Here is a 14,650-nt window from a genome sequence, read left to right as displayed (position 1 = left end):
CGTGCGGATGTACGCGGCCCGGCCGGGCGGGCGGCGCTACCACCCGGTCCTGGAGCGGCTCTCCGCCCCGGCCTCGGGCACGGTGGCGCTGCTCGCCGGCGGCGTCCTGGCGATGGGCCTCGGCGGGCTCGGCGAACTGCACTCCGGCGGGCTCGCCCACGTCGCCTACCTCGGCCTGTGCGCGATGCTCGGCGCCTTCTCCCGGCCCCGGGCGGCGCCGCTGATCGGACTGGCGGCCTGGCTGTGCTGCAACGCTTTCGCCGAGCACCGGCACGGCGAACTGGGCTGGGCCGGGACCTGGCCGGAGGGCTCGCACTTCGCGATGTTCACCGCCACCGCCCTGCTGGTGGCCCTGCCCACCACCCTGCCGCGCCGGACGGTCCGGGTGGCGCGGCTGCGCCTCGACCAGCTCGGGTGAAACCCCACAGACGGTCCCTCACCGGCCTTCGGGCCGGCGGGCGGACCACGCCGAGACCAGGGCTCCGGCCGGTACTCCGGAGCCCTCGGCAACCGGTGGAAAACAGGTAGGAGGCGCGCGGCGCCGTGGCGGCGGAGCGGTCGCCGTTCGGACAGCGGGCCCGCCGAGCCAGGCGGGCACCGCCGCGACCGCACCACGGCCCGCGCCGCGCGTCGTCCGTCCAGCCCCGCAGCCCGCAGCCCGCAGGCCCGGTAGCCCGGTAGCCCGGCAGTCCTGCCCCCGGGCCGCCCGCTCGCCGCCCCCGGGCCGCCCGCTCGCCGCCCCCGGGCCGCCCGCTCGCCGCCCCCGGGCCGCCCGCCGAGGGCGGCGGTACGCTGAGACGACCAGATCCGTCCTCGCGGCCCCCGCTGCGCACCCAAGGGGGTGGGGCCAGTGTCGGCGTCCCCGACCAGCCCCCCGACCGGCGGTCCCCGTGACCGTCCGACGGGTTCCGGGGCGGGCGAGAAGGGCCTGAAGAGCGGCGCCCTGGGCCTGCTGTCCTCGGTGTGCATCGGCCTCGCCTCCACCGCCCCCGCCTACAGCCTCGCCGCGACCCTCGGCATCGTCGTGGTCGGGGTCGGCCTCCAGGCGCCCGTCGTCACCGTCCTGGCGTTCATCCCGATGCTGCTGATCGCCTACGCCTACAAGGAGCTCAACGCCGCCGACCCGGACTGCGGCACCACCTTCACCTGGGCCGCCCGGGCGTTCGGCCCGCGCACCGGCTGGATGGGCGGCTGGGGCATCGTCGTCGCCGACGTCATCGTGATGGCCAACCTGGCACAGATCGCCGGGGTGTACGGCTTCCGGCTGGTCGGCCTGGACTCGCTCGCGGACAGCCGGGTGTGGACGACCAGCGCCGGGGTGCTGTGGATCCTCCTGATGACCGCGATCTGCTACGTCGGCATCGAGCTGTCCGCGACCCTGCAACGCCGGCTGCTGGCCGTCGAGGTGGTGATGCTGGTCGCCTTCTCGGTCACCGCGCTCGTCAAGGCGTACGGCTCCGCCGCGCCCCCGACCGCCATCCCCGTCGACGCGTCCTGGTTCAACCCGTTCAACGTGCCCTCGACCTCGGCGTTCACCGCCGGCATGCTGGCCGCGGTCTTCATCTACTGGGGCTGGGACACCGCCGTGTCCGTCAACGAGGAGACCGCCGACTCCGCGCGCACGCCCGGCCGCGCGGCCGTCATCTCCACCGTGCTGCTGCTCCTCATCTACGTCCTGGTCGCCACCTCGGCGCAGTCCTTCGCCGGGGTCGGCGCGGACGGCATCGGGCTCGGCAACCCGGCGCACTCGGGGGACGTGCTGTCCGGCCTCGGTGACGCGGTGTTCGGCACCACCGGGATCGGCGCGGTGCTCAGCCGGCTGCTGATCCTGATGGTGCTGACCTCGGCCGCCGCCTCCACCCAGACGACGATCCTGCCCACCGCCCGCACCACCTTCTCGATGGCCACCCACCGGGCCATCCCGACCGGCTTCGCCCGGGTGCACCCGCGCCACCGCACCCCGACCTGGTCGACGGTCGCCATGGGCCTGGCGTCGATCGCCTTCTACGTCCTGCTCACCGCGATCAGCGGCAACGTGCTGGCCGACTCGATCGCCTCGGTCGGCCTCGGCATCGCCTTCTACTACGGCCTGACCGGCTTCGCCTGCGTCTGGTACTACCGCCGGGTCCTCACCCGCAGCGTCCGGGACTTCGTCTTCAAGGGCGTGCTCCCGCTGGCCGGCGGCCTGATGCTGCTGTACTTCTTCGCCTACGGCGCCTTCGACGTCTACGCCGATCCGGACTACGGCGCCACCTCGATCGACCTGCCGGGCGTCGGCCGGGTCGGCGGGGTGACGGTGATCGGGCTGGGCGCGCTGCTGCTCGGCGCGGTGCTGATGCTGGTGCAGCGGGTGGTGCAGGGGTCCTGGTTCCGCCACCCGGACGTCCCGGTGAGTGCCGCCGACCCGGCCTCCGCGCCCTGAGTTGCCGGTGCCCCGAACCGGCTGGTTCTGACGTTTCCTTGACGCGCAGTCACGTGTAAAGGACTAGCAAAGCAGGCATATAGTTCGGGCAAAGCATCGTGGTGGGAGGGGCCGGATGGAGACGACGCTGGAACCGGACTGGCGCACGCTCGGCGTCCTGGGCGCGGCCCGGGGCGCGCGCGGCGGGGGTGACGGCCGCCTCGGGACGGAACACCTGCTGGCCGCCGTCGCCGGGGCGAAGGGCCCGGCCGGCGAGGCCCTGGCGGCCGCCGGGGCGACCGCGACCGCCCTGCTCGCCGTCCTGCGCGACCGCCAGGGCGGGGCCGACACGGCACGCTGGGGCTCGGACGACGGGGCCGGCGCGAGCGTGCCGGCCCGCGATGCGCTCGGCCCGACCGGGGAGCGCGGCGTGCTGCTCAGCGGCGCCGCCGCCCGCGCCCTGACCGGTGCCATGGAGCGGGCCCGGCAGGACGGCGAGCGGAAGTTCAGCGCCGAACACCTGTTGCGCGCCCTGCTCGCCGATCCGCATGCCCGGGCCGTCGAACTGCTGCGCGCGGCGGGCGTCGCGCGGGGAGCGGTGCTGGAGCGACTGGCGGCGCCCGCCGGCCCTGACGCGCCGGACGGTCCCGGTGCCCCGGGCGCCCCCGACCGCGACGACCTCGACCCGCTGCTGCGCCCCACCCGGGACGCGCTGCTCGGCCGCACGCCGTACCGGCTGCCGCGCTGGAAGCGGCTGCTGGTACCCGGCTTCGCCAAGGTGAACATCGCGGCCGCGCCGATGGCCTGGGTCCGGCTGGAGGCCGACGGGCAGGCGCAGCGCCTCGGCCGCCGTGCGCCCGGCACCGAGCACGTGCTGCTGGCCGTTCTCGCCGTGCACGAAGTCGCCTGCCGGCACCCGCAGTTGGCCGGCGAGGGCGGCGTCGACCCGGCCGAGCGGCACGCGGGCGGGGTGCGGCTGGCCCGGCTCGGCCTGGACTACGCCCGGGCCCACGCCGCGCTCACCGCCGGGCGGGTGCCGCTCGCGGCCGACCCGCGGGCGGTCGAGGCCTACCTGTCCGGCGCGGCGGACAGGCCGGGAACCGGGCCGTTGGTGGAGACGCTGCTCTCGGAGGAGACCCGGGCCCGGCGGCTGGTCGAGGCCCTGTGCGGCGACCGGCCCGATCGCCCCTGATTGCTGTAACTGAACGGCGTTGGGACTAGAAGGCTGATGAAGATCTTGAAAACGCGCCCGGCTTGCACCAGTTCGACCTGGTTGACATTTCCCGGCAAACCGGGGTGAATCGGGTGTCCGAAGCAAGATCTTCAGGAGACTTCTAGACCGCGGGGACCATCCCGAGCAGCTCGCTCAGGCGGCGGACCGTGGCGGGTGACTCGCGGTGCAGGCCGGCGACGTCGAGGCCCTCGTCTCCCAGGATCATCAGCAGCGCCTGCTCCCCGATCGCCAGCACCACGACGTAGCCGCTGTTGCAGCGGGTGACCACGTCACGCAGGCCGCCCACGCCGACCTCGGCCGCGGTGCGCCGGCCGAGGCCGAGCATGGCGGCCGACAGGGCGGCGGCCGACTCGGGGTGGACGGCAGCCGTGTCGGCGGCCACCAACAGGCCGTCGGTGGTGGAGATGACACTCTCCGAGATGCCCATGACCCGGTCGCGGAGGGACTTCAACTCGTCGACCAGTACGGCGGTCGGTGTCTGGCTGCTCATGGTGCGCTCTTCTCACTCTGCTCGGTCGTCTCGGTACGCGCGGTGTGCTCGGCGCGGTGTGCGTTCGGTGGGCCGTCGGAAGCCGCCGCCGCTCCCTCGGATCGGGCGGGCAGGCCGCCGGGGCCGCCCGGACCACCCGCGCCGCGTCCGCTGCGGACGCGGCGCGGCAGCGGCCCGGTGTCGGCCGGCGGCGGTTCGCTCGTCGCTATGCGCGGGGCCACGCTCGGTGCCAGGGGAGCCGGGTGCGCCGGTTCCCGGTGGAGCAGGTGCCGGGCGTCCATCCGTACGACGTCGAGGAGTACCGCGAACACGCCGCGTCCCAGGGCGAAGCCGAGGTCGCGCGCGGTGCGGCGGCCGGTGGCGGCGGCCAGGATCTCCCGGTAGCGGACCGGGATCCGCAGCGCACCGGATTCGGCCCGGGCGGCAGGACGGATCCGGATGCGGGCCAGTTCGCCGGGCGGTCCCCAGAGGCGGGTCAGCAGGGCCGTCCGCCGGGCGGTCTCCGCGAAGAGCCGCTCCGGCTCGATGCCCGGGCGCAGCGCGATCCTGGCAGGCGGCGCCGCCTCGGCCGTCTCCCAACCGCCGGGCGGGCTCAGCACCAGGGCGAAGGCCCCGTCGAAGGCGGCGGCGGCGCAGACGGCTTCGAGCTCGGCGGCGCCGATCGACCCCTGAGCCACCAGGGCCGCGCCGAGGTCGCCGCCCCAGGTCGGGGGAGCGTCGGTCGGCCGGCCGACCGACGCGGCCACCTCGGCGGACGCCCACTCCTCCTCGCCGACGCGCCGGGACTTCAGCAGCAGGGTCGCGGCGGTCGGGGCCCCGGGGGTCTCGATCGCGGTGACCAGACCCTGCTCCAGGTGGATCGTGCCGCCCGGTGCGCTGGAGACGGTGACCGAGCCGGTGAACTCCGTCCGGCGCAGCGCGAGCAGCAGCGCGGGCACGTTGCGCGCGGTGGGCGGAGCCGGCGTCGTGGGAGCTGCGGGGATGGCGGGCGGCGCCGTGTCGTGGGACGGGTCGGTCATGCCAGCAAGTCCTGCGCGCGGTCGGCGGTCTGGCGGACGGCCAGCGCCAGGTTGGTCCGTTCCCGGTCCAGCACGGTGGCCAGCAGCAGGGGGTCGCCCTTCCGGGACACCACCTGGACGACCTGGTGATGGCGGGTGCTGGTGACCACCAGGCTCTCCAACTCGCTCTCCGCCCCTGCCTCGTACAGCCGCTCGCCGATCAGGTTGGTCAGCTCGGCGAGTTCGGCCCCGGGCCCGAGCAGCCGGTGGTCCCCGGCGGACTGGTAGCTGAGACCTGTGACGGCGTCGACGAGCGCGGCACCGACCACTCCGGGGGAGCCGAGCACATCGGAGAGGGAAGCTTCGAGTGCGCGCACCAGTACCCCTTCACGTTCTGAACCCCGGTAGCGTACTTTATTCCATCATTTTCACGAGGCGACCACAACCGGTGACTTCTTGCTATTTTGTTCCTGCACACGGGAGTTCTGCCCGGAAGTCACGCAAAGGACGAACAGCGCATGAACATTGACGACGCACTCAAGGACGCGATGGCCATCGAGGGGGCCATCGGAGTGGCTGTGGCCGACTACGATAGCGGCATGTCGCTCGGGTTCCTCGGCGGGGGGCAGCAGCTCGACCTGGAGATTGCGGCCGCCGCCAACACCGAGGTCGTTCGTGCGAAGATACGCGCCTTGGCCGCGCTGTCGATCGACGATGTCATCGAGGACATCCTGATCACCCTCGGCACCCAGTACCACCTGATCCGCCCGCTGACCCGCAGTCACGGCTCGCTCTTCCTCTACCTGGCGCTGGACCGCTCGCGCGCCAACCTCGCGCTCGCCCGGCACGGTCTCAAGCGCATCGAGGCCGCTCTCGACGTCTAGCCGAGGTCGGGCCGACGGCCCGGGTGTCCGCGCCCCGTCCGGAAGGCCTGCGCGGAAGCCCTGCCTGAAGCCCTGCCTGAAGGACTGCCCGAAGGCCCACCCGGAAGGCCCGCGCGGGCCGCGTGTCGCGCGTGGAATTCCGGGCGGAGCGAATGCGGGACGTGACGAACCGGCTACGGAGATCCGTCCGTGGGAATCGGGCCGCGAATATCGTGGGTGTGCGCCGACCATGAAAATGCGTGACTTTCCGATGACTGGGCGTCATATTCGCCTCGGCTGTTCCGGCCGGCGCCGGAGCGCCGGAATGCCGTGGTCGAACCGCCGGAGCGCCGGTGTTTCGGCGGTGCCGCGGAATCGGCTCGACCACGCCGCGCGCGGCACGAAGGCGCGCCGCCGAGATCCGGCGGCGGGAGCGTCCCCGGACGCGGACGACGGGTGTGTGTCCGCGCTGGCCCCAGGTGCGGGCGCGCGGCGGCGTCATCGCGAACCCGGCCTCGTTCTCGAAGACGATTCAGGCGGGCAGCCTCACAGGACGGCGACCGCCAGTGTGATCGCGGCCAGCACCATCAGCAGCCCGAGCGCCACGAAGCCGTACTCCAGGGGTCTGCGCTCGCGGCCTTCCACCAGGACCTGCCGGGGGTCGGCCGGGTCGTAGCGGACCTGCACGTGGCCGCCGTCCGGCAGCGGGTGGCGCGGGGTGGACGGGACGGGGGAGAAGACCTCCACCACCCGGCCGTCCTCGGTCTCGAACTGCAGCAGCGGGCGCGGCGGCAGCGCGCGGTCCTCCGGGGCGGGGACGCGGGCGCGCACCAGGGCCAGGGCCGGGACGCCGACCCGGCGCAGCCGCCGGAGGTCGCGTAGGCCGACCACCCCGGCGAGGTAGGCGACCACGCCGCCCAGGCCTCCGAACACCACCACGGCGAATCCGGCCGTCCCGCCCACCGCGCCTCCCTGTCCGAATCGCCCCCGGACACCCCAGTATTGCCGACCGCAGGGACTCCTGACGCCTGGAACCCGCCCAGTTCATGGCGGAGCCCCGCCGCTCCGGAAAAAGGGGTGACGGGGCCCTCAGGGCACCGCGCGTACGTCAGACGTCGCCGAACTCGCCGGTACGGACGGCGGCAACGAAGGCCGCGAAGTCATCGGGGGAGAAGGCGAGGGCCGGGCCCTCGGGGTCCTTCGAGTCGCGGACGGGGACAACACCGGGGACGTTGGCGGCCACCTCTACGCAAGCGCCGCCGTTGTCGCTGTACGAAGACTTGAACCGCTGAGGCTCGGTGGTCGCGGTAGATCCTCTCTTGGTTTCCTGCCTGTGTTGAAACACCAGGATGAGACCAGGGTGGCCTACGACGGGATCGTCGAGCTCTGTGCGTTGATGTTCACTGGCCGACGGTCCAGAAGAAGTTGATCAGCGTGACGGCCGCTCCGCACAGGATCGCGGCACCGTACGGTCTTGCCCGGGACGCGCGGTTGGGGTCAGTATCGATCACGGCTTGGTCCTCCTGTCGGCGTGTGGACGTGGCTCGTCCGACAGACAGGTGCACCGACCGAGTCCCTCCGCGACCGCAGACGGCGACCCCATCGGGACGGGGCGATGCGCCGGAGGTCGGGAATGGCCGCGACATACCATCGCAGTGAATACGAAGCGCCAGGCCGAGATTCCGGCACCGGTGTGAGGGAGGGCCAGGATGTTCGGTTCGCAGAAGAAGCTCAACGATCTGATGGCGCAGCTCAGGCCCGACCTGAGTCGGGAATCGCTCGGTGTCGGGCCCGACTTCCCGGGCGTCGCCCCGAACCCGTTCCTGAGCAGTGACGCACGGAAGCGCAATGCGGAACTGCGTACGGGGGCGCTTGCGCTCGGCGTTCTCGTCGACTGGCGGGAGGTCAACAGCAGTCCGCGCGTGGTCCTGATGCTCGACGTGGAGACCGCCGACGGCATCTCGTTCCGCGGTATCGCGGACGAAGGCCTCACGATCACCGAGCTCACCCGACTCGCCCCAGGACAGACGTTTCCCGTGCGCTACCGGCCGGCCGTCATGGACCACTACGTCGCCCTTGCCCGGGACGCGGACCCCGCCCACGTGCAGCAGCTCGCTGACGAGATCGCGAGCCGCAAGCGGACCTGACCCGAAGCCATTGGCCGGATCCCTGGAAGCCTCTTGAAGATCCTGCTCTGACTGCCCGACTCACTCCGGATCGCCGGTAAGTGTCGATCAGGTCGAACTGGTACAGGCCGGGCGTGCTTTCAACAGCTTCATCAGGGAGCGGTCGGCCAGGAGACCCCGCCACTCCGGAAAGGGGTGGCGGGGTCCCAGGGCAGCGCGCGTACGTCAGACCTCGCCGAGCGGGGTGTCCGGGTCGGCCAGCGCCTTCGGGTCCACCACCCGCCTGGAGCGCACCAGTTCGCGGATCGGGTCGGTGACGTCCCAGACGTTGACGTTCATCCCCGCCAGCACCCGGCCGTCGGCCAGCCAGAAGGCGATGAACTCGCGGGTGGCCGGGTCGCCCCGGAACACCACCTGGTCGTAGCCGTCCGGTTCGACGTAGCCGACGTACTCCAGGCCGAGGTCGTACTGGTCGCTGAAGAAGTACGGGATCCGGTCGTACACCGCGTCCGGGTGCCCGAGCATCGCGCGGGCGGCGGTCTGCGGCTGGTTGACGGCGTTGGCCCAGTGTTCGACCCGCAGGTGCGTGTCGAACAGCGGGTGGTAGGCGTTGGCGACGTCGCCGGCCGCGTAGACGTCCGGGTCGGAAGTGCGCAACTGCTGGTCGGTCTTGACGCCGTTGTCGATCTCCAGCCCGGCGGCCTCGGCCAGGCCGGTCGCCGGGGTGATGCCGATGCCGACCACCACCGCGTCGGCCGGTACCGTCGTGCCGTCGCCCAGCCGCACGCCGCTCACCGCGCCGCCGGAGCCGGTCAGTTCGGTGACCTCGACGCCGAACCGCAGCTGGACGCCGTGGTCGCGGTGCAGATCGGCGAAGACCTGCGCCACCTCCCGGCCCAGCACCCGCAGCAGCGGCAGTTCGGCGGCCTCCAGCACCGTCACCTCGGCGCCGGCCTCCCGGGCGGCGGCCGCCACCTCCAGGCCGATCCAGCCCGCGCCGATCACCGCGACCCGCGCGCCCGGGCGCAGCACGGCCTTGATCCGGTCGCTGTCCTCGACCCGGCGCAGGTAGAGCACGCCGTCCTGGTCCGCGCCCGGCACCGGCAGCCGGCGCGGGGTCGAGCCGGTGGTGAGCAGCAGCTTGGCGTACTCGATCCGGCCGTCGTCGGTGAGCGTCACGGTGTGTCCGGCCGGGTCGATCGCGGCCACCGCCGTGCCCAGCCGCAGCGTGACGTCCTGCTCCCCGTACCACTGCGGCGGGTGGACGTAGATCTTCTCCCGGGGCGTCTTGCCGAGCAGGTACCCCTTCGACAGCGGCGGCCGCTCGTACGGGCGCTCGTGTTCGTCGCCGATCAGGACGATGCCGCCCCGGTACCCGGCCTCGCGCAGCGCCTGGGCGGCCTTCGCGCCGCCCAGGGACGCCCCGACGATCACGATCGGCCGCTCGCGCCCGCCGTCCTCCGCCGTTCCCGCCGTGCCCGTGCCCATGCTGAACTCCTCGCTCTCCGGCCGGAATCAGGGGCCAGCCTGCCGCCGTCCGGGTGGCGTGTCGAGGGCGTGCCGGGCGCGCCGCGCCATGCTCCCCCTTACGGGTGAACGCGAACCGCTACGGGCGCGGTCAGGGAATTCGCTACGGGGTCATGGCCTCCCGGACCAGCGCGGTGTCGGCGAACTGCTCGAATCGGACGATCCGGCCGCCGCGCACCGTGAAGTGGTGGGCGACCCGCACCGCGAGCGGCTTTCCGGTGATCTTGTGGACGGCCGTGTAGCGGGCCAGCACCACCACGTTCTCGCCGTCGACCACGTAGGTGTCGTCGTGCGCCGTCCAGTTCTCCCAGGCGGCGGCCAGGCGCTCCATCACGTTGGCGGTGACGCCCTTCGGGGTGCGGTAGGTGCCGGCCAGCGGGAAGCCGGCCATCTCGGTCCACTCCACGTCGTCGGCGAGCGTGGCGCGCAGCGCGGCCAGGTCGCCGTGGGCGGAGGCCAGGTACTGGCGGCGGACCACGTCGGCCGGGGCGGAGGACTCGGCGAACGAGGCGGTGTCCCTCGGGATCTCGATCATCGTCGCTCAGCCCCAGGCCATCTCGCCCATGGCGACCTTGGTGCCGAGGTCGACGGCGATCTTCAGCCCCAGGTCGGGGAAGCGCCGTTCCAGCGCCTCCTTCGCGGCGGTCGCGTCCGGGGCCCGGCCGATCTCGGTCTCGAAGGCGCGCAGGTAGTCCCGGGTGTGACGGACGGAGGTGAGGTCGGTGGCCGCGCCGGCGGTGCGGTGGCCGGCCGCGACGAACTGCGGTTCGAGCGCCTCGATCCCGTCCAACAGGTCGATCCAGGCGGCGCGTTGGGCCGGTTCGGGGGTGTCGGCCGTCCACACGTGCAGGCCCTCGAAGAGCAGCACGCCGCCGAGTACGGCGCGGTGGTGGTGCTGCCAGAGGTAGTGCCGGTCGGGCAGGTGGAAGTCGGCGCCGCGCAGCTCGAACCGGTGCCCCTCGAAGACGAGTTCGTCCCCGTGCAGCAGCTCGGGCCGGACCAGCCGGGTGGGCAGCTCCGGGCCGAGGTGGGCCCAGGCCCTGAGCTTGCCCTCGAACGTCTCCTGGATGTGCTCGACGGTGGAGGCGGTGGCCAGGAACCGTGCCTGGGGGAAGGCGTCCTGGACCTCCTGGGCGCCGAAGTAGAAGTCCGGGTCCCCGTGGCTGACGAAGACCGCGGCCAGCCGCTTGCCGGCGGCGCGGATCCGCTCCACCAGCCGGCGGCCGTCGGAGCGGGTGAACCCGGCGTCCACCAGCAGGGCGTCCTTCGGGCCGGTGACCAGGACGGAGGTCTTGTTGAGCGAGCTGTCGGGGCTGTCGATGATCTCGAAGTCGAGAGCACTCATGGGTCTGTTGTCCTTCCTGCTGCCGGGCACGCCTCGCGGCCAGCATCGGCCTTGCGGGTGCGCTCCGCATCCGGAGGAGGGGCGGGGCCGGGCCCGATCCGACCCGCGCCGTGGGCGTCACGTCCTCGGGGCCAGTCGCAGCACCGCCAGCGCCCCCAGCAGGGTCGCCCCGGCCAGCACCGGCCACAGCACCCCCGGACCGGCCGCGAGCAGCGCCGTCAGCGCCGCCGGCGCCGCCGCCCGGCCCACGCCCGAGGACAGCTCCCAGCGCGCCAGCGCCCGCCCCAGCAGGTGCGGCGGGGCGGCGGCCGTCACCAGGGCCGTCCCCGCACCGGTGTAGAGGATCTCGCCCAGCGTCAACACCACCGAGACCGCCGCGACGCCCGCCGCGCCCGCGGTGCCGCCCAGCGACCCGACCGCCCAGTACCCCAGGTAGGCCAGGGCCAGCGTCACCCCCGAGGCGGCCAGCACGGCCCGCCGCGAACGGTCCGCGAGCCGCAGCACCAGCACCAGCTGCAGCGCGATCACCAGCACCGTGTTGCCCACGAACACGCCCGACGACCACGCCGGGGAGGCGTGCAGGTGCAGCACCAGCAGCGCCGGCAGCGCCACCTCCAGCACGTCGAAGCAGAACGCGTACGGCAGGTTGGCGAGGCTCAGCAGGCTGATCCGCCGCAGCGACTCGCCCTGCTCCGGCACGTCCACCGCCCGGTCGGCGGCCCGCTGCGGCGCGCGCACCCGCAGCGACAGCACCAGCGCGGCGGCGGCCAGGCAGGCCGCGCCCGTCACCCCGGCCAGCACCCGGATCGCGCCCGTCCCGCCGGTCACCACCAGGGTGGCCAGCAGCGCCCCCGCGCCCAGTCCCGCGTTGCGCAGCGACCGCCCGGCCGCCAGCGCGGCGTCCCGCAGGCGGCCCTCGGTCAGCGTGCTGACCACCGCCGCGTGCGTGGTCGGCCAGGACTGGCTGCCCACCCCGATCAGCACCGACGCCGCCACGAACCCCGGCAGGCCGTCCGAGACCAGCAGCGCCAGCGCGCCCGCCGCCCGCACCGCCAACGTGGCCGCCGCCGGCACGGTCCGGGCGCCGCGGTCGATCCACCGGCCGGTCAGCGGCACCACCAGCAGGCCCGCCACCATCCCCGCCGACATCGTCAGCCCCGCCGCCGCCGCGCCCAGGTGCAGCACCCCGATCCCGTACAGCAGCAGGAACGGCCGCAGCAGGCCGGAGCCCACCGCGTCCACCACCAGCGCGGCCGCGTACCGGGGCCCGCCCGCGGCGGTCAGCAGCCGCAGCAGCGTGGACGGGCCCCCGCGGCTCGCACCGATCGGCGGGGCCGGCGGCACGCCGTCGCGGACGGCGGCGTGGTCATGGACGGACTTCTCCTGGATCAGGCTCATGGCCGGTACCGTCCGCCCTGCCCGGCCCGCCGGGCACGTCGATTGACGCTAACCGTCAATCGACGCGGGAGCGGATCCGGGCGGGTGGCAGGATCGCCGTCGTGAGCGAACCGATCATCGAGAGGCGCGGGTGGGCGAACGCCCCTGCCGGGAGGAGCACGGCGGGCGCATGAGCGTGACCATCGACATCACCGGCCTGCCGGACGAGCGCCTGCTCTTCACACCGTCCCCGCTGGGCGAGCTGACCGCGATGCTGGACGTCCTCGCCGAGCCCGCGCACCACCCCGCGCTGCACGGCTGGGCGTCCAGCACCGCCGCGACGATCCCGCCGGAGCTGTCCGAGCGGCTGCTGGAGGCCGACTTCCTCTGGCGCTCCTCCCGCGCCGACTTCCTCGTCCCCGGCCTGCCCGGCGCCACCCTGGCCGCCGAGCTCGACGCCGTCGACCGGATGGACGACGAGCTGTACGTCGCCGCCGCCCTCGTCACCACCTGCGGCTCCTCCCGGCCGGCCCGCCGGGCGCCCTCCCCGCTCACCGACCCGGTGGCCAACGAGCGGGCCCGCGAACTCGCGCTCGCCCGGGGCCCCCGGCAGGCCGCCTTCGCGGACCGGCTGCTCGCCGACCCGCCCGCCGTGCGGGCCCTCGTCCGGCGGATGCTGGAGGACTGCGAGTCCGCGTTCTTCGCCGACGCCTGGCAGCGCGTCCTGCCCGCCCTCGCCGCCGACGCCCGGCGCAAGGCCGATCTGCTGGCCCGGCGCGGCCCCGCCGAGGCGCTGGCCGCGGTCTCACCCTCCGTCACCCTCGACCAGAGCGCCGACGGGCGGCGGCGGATCGTCATCGACAAGCTCCAGGACAACGCCACCAGCGGCACCGAGGGCGGCGGCGTCACCCTCATCCCCACCGCCTTCGGCCGGCCCCACCTCGTGGTGGTGTACACCCCCGGCTGGCGTCCCGTCCTCCAGTACCCCGTCGCCGAGGCGGGCATCCCCGAACCCGTCTCGCTGGCCCTCGTCCAGCAGCGGCTGGAAGCCCTCGCCCACCCCGTCCGGCTGCGTCTGGCCCGCACCATGGCCCGCGGCGCGCACACCACCGGCGAACTCGCCTCCACCTGGCAGCTCAGCGCGCCGGAGGTGTCCCGGCACCTGGCCGTCCTGCGCAAGGCGGGGCTGCTCATCACCCAGCGGCGCGGGCGGTACATGCTCTACCAGCTCGACCTGTCCGGCAGCGCCCGGCTCGGCTCGGACTTCCTGGAGGCGTTGCTGCGGTGACCGGTGTCGTGGTGACCGGCGGAGCGGCGACGGGTGAGCGGCGGCGGGTGAGCGGCGGCGGGTGAGCGGGAACAGCGGGGGAGCGGAACGCGTTCGTCCGGGCATGACCGACGACGCCTCACCCCGCATCCTGCGCTACGCCGCCTTCACCACCCGCCCCGAGGGCGGCAACCCGGCGGGCGTCGTACTCGACGCCGCAGGCCTGACCGACGAGCGGATGCTCGCCATCGCCGCCGAGCTCGGCTACTCCGAGACGGCCTTCCTGACCGCGGGAGCGACCGAAGGCGCCTACGGAGTCCGGTACTTCAGCCCGCTCACCGAGGTGCCGTTCTGCGGCCACGCCACGGTCGCCTCCGCCGTCGCGCTCGCCGCCCGCACCGGCCCCGGGCAGTACGTCTTCACGACGGCCGCGGGCGAAGTCCCCGTCCAGGTCGACCAGGACGCGGAGGGCGTGCTGCGCGCCACCCTGACCAGTGTCGAGCCGCAGGTGGAGGACGTGACCGAGGCCGACGTCGACGAAGTCCTCGCCCTGCTCGGCTGGGCCCGCACCGACCTGGACCCGACCCTGCCGCCCCGGATCGCCTACGCCGGCGCCCGCCACCTCGTCCTCGCCGCCGCCACCCGTGACCGCCTGGCCCGCCTCGACTACGACTTCGACGGCCTCGCCGCCTACACCCGGGCCCGCGACCTGGTGACCCTCCAACTCGTCTGGCGCGAGGCCGCGGACGTCTTCCACGTCCGCAACCCCTTCCCGGTCGGCGGCGTCGTCGAGGACCCGGCCACCGGCGCCGCCGCGGCCGCCTTCGGCGCCTACCTGCGGGAGCAGGGCGCGGCGGCGGCCCCGGTGGTGCTGACCCTCCACCAGGGCGAGGACCTGGGCCGCCCGGGCGTGCTCCACGTCGAACTACGGACGGCGGACAGCCGGATCCGGGTGTCCGGCGCGGCGGTGGCGATCCCGTAGCGCGAACGCGATCGGCCCGGCCCCGGCCCGAGGCGTCCGG

16 protein-coding genes are annotated in these 14,650 nt (G+C 74.0%); 7 read left to right on the top strand and 9 right to left on the bottom strand.

Annotated elements, in window-relative coordinates; genetic code table 11:
• Position 1 precedes the first annotated feature (1 nt).
• From AB0O19_RS03570 to AB0O19_RS03560, 3 genes are all read left to right on the top strand, one after another.
• Positions 2-418 (top strand): hypothetical protein, encoded by a 417-nt coding sequence (locus AB0O19_RS03570; RefSeq protein ID WP_363617492.1) that lies wholly within the window; start codon positions 2-4, stop codon positions 416-418.
• A gap of 432 nt (positions 419-850) precedes the next feature.
• Complete coding sequence (locus tag AB0O19_RS03565; RefSeq protein ID WP_363617490.1) at positions 851-2,422, top strand: APC family permease; 1,572 nt, start codon at positions 851-853, stop codon at positions 2,420-2,422.
• A 115-nt stretch (positions 2,423-2,537) separates the two neighbouring features.
• Positions 2,538-3,593, top strand: a complete 1,056-nt coding sequence (locus tag AB0O19_RS03560; RefSeq protein ID WP_363617488.1) for a Clp protease N-terminal domain-containing protein — start codon at positions 2,538-2,540, stop codon at positions 3,591-3,593.
• Between the two features lie 142 nt (positions 3,594-3,735).
• On the opposite strand, the gene AB0O19_RS03555 is transcribed toward AB0O19_RS03560, so the two are convergent.
• The 3 genes from AB0O19_RS03555 to AB0O19_RS03545 are packed head-to-tail and all read right to left on the bottom strand — an operon-like array spanning position 3,736 to position 5,500.
• Positions 3,736-4,125, bottom strand: coding sequence for a roadblock/LC7 domain-containing protein (locus AB0O19_RS03555; RefSeq protein ID WP_063350516.1), 390 nt, complete (start codon positions 4,123-4,125; stop codon positions 3,736-3,738).
• The gene (locus AB0O19_RS03550; protein ID WP_363617486.1) at positions 4,122-5,144 is read right to left on the bottom strand and encodes a hypothetical protein; all 1,023 of its coding nucleotides are present in this window, start codon (positions 5,142-5,144) and stop codon (positions 4,122-4,124) included. The genes AB0O19_RS03555 and AB0O19_RS03550 overlap by 4 nt, the downstream gene beginning before the upstream one ends.
• Positions 5,141-5,500 (bottom strand): hypothetical protein, encoded by a 360-nt coding sequence (locus AB0O19_RS03545; RefSeq protein ID WP_363617484.1) that lies wholly within the window; start codon positions 5,498-5,500, stop codon positions 5,141-5,143. The genes AB0O19_RS03550 and AB0O19_RS03545 overlap by 4 nt, the downstream gene beginning before the upstream one ends.
• Positions 5,501-5,641: 141 nt before the next feature.
• Here AB0O19_RS03545 and AB0O19_RS03540 point away from each other — a divergent pair, with 141 nt between their 5' ends.
• On the top strand, positions 5,642-6,007 hold the full coding sequence (locus tag AB0O19_RS03540; protein WP_363587517.1) for a hypothetical protein: 366 nt from the start codon (positions 5,642-5,644) through the stop codon (positions 6,005-6,007).
• A gap of 525 nt (positions 6,008-6,532) precedes the next feature.
• Here the strand turns inward: AB0O19_RS03540 and AB0O19_RS03535 are convergent.
• Together AB0O19_RS03535 and AB0O19_RS03530 are read right to left on the bottom strand one after the other, a co-directional pair.
• Positions 6,533-6,949, bottom strand: coding sequence for a DUF3592 domain-containing protein (locus AB0O19_RS03535; protein WP_363587519.1), 417 nt, complete (start codon positions 6,947-6,949; stop codon positions 6,533-6,535).
• Positions 6,950-7,094: 145 nt separating this feature from the next.
• Positions 7,095-7,331, bottom strand: a complete 237-nt coding sequence (locus tag AB0O19_RS03530) for a DUF397 domain-containing protein (RefSeq protein ID WP_363617482.1) — start codon at positions 7,329-7,331, stop codon at positions 7,095-7,097.
• A gap of 364 nt (positions 7,332-7,695) precedes the next feature.
• Here AB0O19_RS03530 and AB0O19_RS03525 point away from each other — a divergent pair, with 364 nt between their 5' ends.
• On the top strand, positions 7,696-8,133 hold the full coding sequence (locus AB0O19_RS03525) for a hypothetical protein (protein WP_363617480.1): 438 nt from the start codon (positions 7,696-7,698) through the stop codon (positions 8,131-8,133).
• A 204-nt stretch (positions 8,134-8,337) separates the two neighbouring features.
• On the opposite strand, the gene AB0O19_RS03520 is transcribed toward AB0O19_RS03525, so the two are convergent.
• From AB0O19_RS03520 to AB0O19_RS03505, 4 genes are all read right to left on the bottom strand, one after another.
• On the bottom strand, positions 8,338-9,600 hold the full coding sequence (locus AB0O19_RS03520) for an FAD-dependent oxidoreductase (RefSeq protein WP_363617478.1): 1,263 nt from the start codon (positions 9,598-9,600) through the stop codon (positions 8,338-8,340).
• Between the two features lie 142 nt (positions 9,601-9,742).
• The gene (locus AB0O19_RS03515; protein WP_363587527.1) at positions 9,743-10,174 is read right to left on the bottom strand and encodes a nuclear transport factor 2 family protein; all 432 of its coding nucleotides are present in this window, start codon (positions 10,172-10,174) and stop codon (positions 9,743-9,745) included.
• 6 nt (positions 10,175-10,180) lie between these two features.
• A complete protein-coding gene (locus AB0O19_RS03510; protein WP_363617476.1) occupies positions 10,181-10,984 on the bottom strand; it encodes an MBL fold metallo-hydrolase in 804 nt (267 codons plus the stop codon).
• Between the two features lie 117 nt (positions 10,985-11,101).
• Positions 11,102-12,382, bottom strand: coding sequence for an MFS transporter (locus tag AB0O19_RS03505; protein ID WP_363617474.1), 1,281 nt, complete (start codon positions 12,380-12,382; stop codon positions 11,102-11,104).
• Positions 12,383-12,551: 169 nt separating this feature from the next.
• Here AB0O19_RS03505 and AB0O19_RS03500 point away from each other — a divergent pair, with 169 nt between their 5' ends.
• Complete coding sequence (locus AB0O19_RS03500; protein WP_363617472.1) at positions 12,552-13,649, top strand: DUF5937 family protein; 1,098 nt, start codon at positions 12,552-12,554, stop codon at positions 13,647-13,649.
• Between the two features lie 103 nt (positions 13,650-13,752).
• A complete protein-coding gene (locus AB0O19_RS03495; protein ID WP_363617470.1) occupies positions 13,753-14,610 on the top strand; it encodes a PhzF family phenazine biosynthesis isomerase in 858 nt (285 codons plus the stop codon).
• Positions 14,611-14,650: the final 40 nt, after the last annotated feature.

The organism is Kitasatospora sp. NPDC091276, assembly GCF_040684355.1.
Classification (GTDB): Bacteria; Actinomycetota; Actinomycetes; order Streptomycetales; family Streptomycetaceae; genus Kitasatospora.
Note: the sequence above shows the minus strand (reverse complement) of the source record. Positions and strands in the feature narration are given on the sequence as shown.